This is a genomic window from Micromonospora sp. D75 (genome assembly GCF_018070405.1).
Taxonomy (GTDB): Bacteria; Actinomycetota; Actinomycetes; order Mycobacteriales; family Micromonosporaceae; genus Micromonospora; species Micromonospora chalcea.
Genome location: NZ_JAGPXV010001115.1, coordinates 1 through 749, shown reverse-complemented (window position 1 = coordinate 749; position 749 = coordinate 1). Strand labels below are relative to the sequence as shown.

Here is a 749-nt window from a genome sequence, read left to right as displayed (position 1 = left end):
CGTCGAACACCTCACGCAGCACGAACACGGCCCGCTCGGTCGGCGTCAGCGTCTCCAGCACCAGCAGCATCGCCATCGACACGCTCTCGGCCAACGCCACGTCGTCCGCCACGTCGGGCGCGGTGAGCAGCGGCTCGGGCAGCCACGACCCGACGTACGACTCCTTGCGCCGCCCGAGCGTGCGCAGCCGGGTCAGCGCCTGGCGGGTGGTGATCCGCACCAGGTAGGCGCGCCGGTCCCGCACCTCGCCGAGGTCGACGCCGGCCCAGCGCAGCCAGGTCTCCTGCACCACGTCCTCCGCGTCGGCGGCCGAGCCGAGCATCTCGTACGCGACGGTGAAGAGCAGGTTGCGGTGCGCGAGGAAGTCCTCGGTGGCCTGGTCCGCCATGACTGGCTCCTCCGCTGTCCGGCTGCGCTCCCCACCAGACGCCGCCCGCGACCGCCGTGTGACATCGGGTCGCTGTGGTGGTCCTCACCCGCCGGCGCCGTCACGCCGGAGCGGTCCCCGGCATCTCGTGTTCGTCCGACACCACCGAAGCAGAGAGGGCGCAACCCATGCAGACCCGATTCAACCTGTTCGAGAACCCGGTCTCGGCGGCGTTCATGAAGCGTTTCGCCGGCGCGGGCCTGGCGATCCACCAGTCGACGTTGCCGCGCACCGTCCAGGAGCTGGTGTCGCTGCGGGCCAGCCAGATCAACGGCTGCGGCTGGTGCATCGACATGCACACCAAGGAGGCGGTGGCCGGGGG

Annotated in this window: 2 protein-coding genes; one reads left to right on the top strand and one right to left on the bottom strand. The window is 71.3% G+C overall.

The window, feature by feature from the left end; translation table 11 throughout:
* A partial coding sequence (locus tag KBX39_RS32385) for a sigma factor (protein ID WP_282102510.1) occupies positions 1-388 on the bottom strand: 388 nt, incomplete at its 3' end.
* A gap of 167 nt (positions 389-555) precedes the next feature.
* On the opposite strand from KBX39_RS32385, the gene KBX39_RS32380 reads away from it, so the two are divergent.
* On the top strand, positions 556-749 hold a 194-nt coding region (locus KBX39_RS32380), incomplete at its 3' end, for a carboxymuconolactone decarboxylase family protein (protein ID WP_210874234.1).